The following is a 2386-nucleotide window of genomic DNA, read 5'->3' on the forward strand; positions in this document are numbered from 1 at the left end:
CCAGGTCGACGATCACCACGTCCGCGCGCTCGGCCGCCTTGCCGTACCGCTCGGGGCGGTCGGCCGGGCAGAACAGCAGTGCCGGGCCGGGCGGGATCCAGGCCGGGGTCATGCCGACCCCTCCCCCGCCTGGTCGGCCGGGCGCTTACGGACCAGCGTCTTGCGGACGGCCCTGGCCACCACGTCACCGTGCTGGTTGCGGCCGATGTGCTCGAGCGTCACGATGCCCTCGCCCGGACGCGACTTCGACTCCCGCTTGTCGGTGCACACCGTCTCGGCGTACAGGGTGTCGCCGTGCAACACGGGCTTGGGGAAGGTGACCTCGGAGAACCCGAGGTTGGCCACGATCGTGCCCTGGGTGAGCTGCGCGACCGACAACCCGACCAGCGTGGACAGCGTGTGCATGGAGTTCATCAGCCGCTCGCCGCCGAAACCGGGTTGCTCGGCCGACCACGCGGCGTCCAGGTGCAGCGCCTGGGTGTTCATGGTGAGCGTGGTGAACAGGACGTTGTCCGTCTCGGTCATCGTGCGGCCGGGACGGTGGAGGTACGCCGTGCCGACCTCGTACTCCTCGAACCACAGTCCGCGCTGGACGATCTCCTTGCGCTGCTCGGCCATCGTCACAGCCTGATCACTCATAACCCGAGACCCCGCGCGATCAGCATGAGCTGCACCTCGGTGGTGCCCTCGCCGATCTCGAGGATCTTGGAGTCCCGGTAGTGCCGGGCCACCAGGTACTCGTTCATGAACCCGTACCCGCCGTGGATCTGGGTGGCGTCCCGGGCGTTGTCCATGGCCGCCTCGGAGGAGACCATCTTGGCGATGGCGGCCTCCTTCTTGAAGGGCTTGCCGGCCAGCATGAGACGCGCGGCCTCGTAGTAGGCACAGCGCGCGGTGTGGGCGCGGGCCTCCATGCGGGCGATCTTGAAGGAGATCGCCTGGAACGACCCGATCTTCTGCCCCATGGACTCGCGTTCACGCGCGTACTTCACCGACTCGTCGACGCAACCCTGGGCGGCGCCGGTGGCGACCGCGGCGATCGCGATGCGGCCCTCGTCGAGGATCGACAGGAAGTTCGCGTATCCGCGCCCCTCCTCGCCGAGGATGTTCTCCGCCGGGACCCGCACGTCGGAGAACGTCAGCGGGTGGGTGTCGGAGGAGTTCCAGCCGACCTTGTCGTAGGCCGGTTCGACCGTGAAGCCGGGCGTGCCCGACGGGACGATGATGGTCGAGATGGCCTTCTTGACAGATCCGTCCGCGGCCTGCCGCTCCCCCGTCACCGCGGTGACGTTGACCAGGGAGGTGATGTCGGTGCCGGAGTTGGTGATGAACTGCTTGTTGCCGTTGACCACCCACTCGTCGCCGTCCCGCTTCGCGGTGGTCTTGGTGGCCCCGGCGTCCGAACCCGCACCGGGCTCGGTGAGTCCGAAGCCCGCGAGCTTCCTGCCCGCGGCGAGATCGGGCAGCCAGGTGTTCTTCTGCTCGTCGGTGCCGAAGTGGAAGATCGGCATCGCGCCGAGACCCACCCCGGCCTCGAGCGTCATGGCGGTCGACTGGTCGACGCGGCCCAGCTCCTCGAGCGCCAGGGAGAGGGCGAAGTAGTCGCCGCCCATGCCGCCGAACTCCTCGGGGAAGGGCAGGCCGAACAGGCCCATCTCGCCCATCTTGGCCACGATCTCGTACGGGAACGTGTGGTTGCGGTCGTGCTCGGCCGAGGCGGGGGCGACCACCTTGTCGGCGAAGTCCGCGACCGTCGACTTCAGGTCGGCGTAGTGCTCTTCCAACTCAGGCATTGCCTTCTCCTTCGGATTCCTCGGTGGAGGGGTGGGGCTCGACCGTCGCGAGCAGATGGTCGGCGGGCACCTGCTCGCCGGTGGAGACGTTCAGCCGGACCACGCCGTCGATCGGTGCCGACAGGGCGTGCTCCATCTTCATGGCCTCGACGGCCAGGACGTTCTGGCCCGCGGTCACCTCGTCGCCGTCGGCGACGAAGCACGCGATGACCGACCCGGGCATGGGGCTGAGGATCTGACCATCCGACAACCCGGCGTCGTGGATCCGGGAGTCGATCAACGGGAGCAGCCGCAGGTCCCAGGTACCACCGTCACCGGCCACCCAGAAGGTGTCCGCCGCCTTGGGGTCGGCCGAGCGGACGACGGTCCAGCGCTGCTGGGTGCCGTCGACGGTCAGTCGTAGCGACCCGCCGTCCCGGGCGACCCTGGCCCGGTGCCGGGAGGAGACCTCGGGCTCGGCCGTGGAACCGATCGTGGCGTCGGTGATGGTCACCTCGGCGTCGTCGGGTGTTCCCCTGAGTCCGACGGTGACGGCGTCCGAACCCGGGCCGGAGTCCAGCCGGGTCCACACCTCGGCGCGCCCGCCGACCCGC

At 69.2% G+C, this 2386-nt stretch carries 3 protein-coding genes and 1 pseudogene; all 4 read right to left on the minus strand.

The genetic code is table 11. The features are described from left to right. Positions 1 to 112, minus strand: a pseudogene (locus G6027_RS14380) (CoA ester lyase); the annotation flags it as partial. Beyond that, the gene (locus G6027_RS14385; protein WP_182637769.1) at positions 109 to 618 is read right to left on the minus strand and encodes a MaoC family dehydratase; all 510 of its coding nucleotides are present in this window, start codon (positions 616 to 618) and stop codon (positions 109 to 111) included. The gene G6027_RS14385 and the pseudogene G6027_RS14380, both read right to left, overlap by 4 nt. Positions 619 to 635: 17 nt before the next feature. Then, positions 636 to 1793 carry an acyl-CoA dehydrogenase family protein gene (locus G6027_RS14390; protein ID WP_182637767.1) on the minus strand — a complete coding sequence of 386 codons (1158 nt, stop codon included), beginning with the start codon at positions 1791 to 1793 and terminating at the stop codon, positions 636 to 638. Beyond that, positions 1786 to 2386 (minus strand): biotin/lipoyl-binding protein (locus G6027_RS14395; RefSeq protein ID WP_182637768.1); only part of this gene is annotated, 601 nt, incomplete at its 5' end. The genes G6027_RS14390 and G6027_RS14395, both read right to left, overlap by 8 nt.

Origin of the sequence: Dietzia sp. SLG310A2-38A2, from assembly GCF_014145095.1 — a bacterium.
Lineage (GTDB): Bacteria > Actinomycetota > Actinomycetes > Mycobacteriales > Mycobacteriaceae > Dietzia.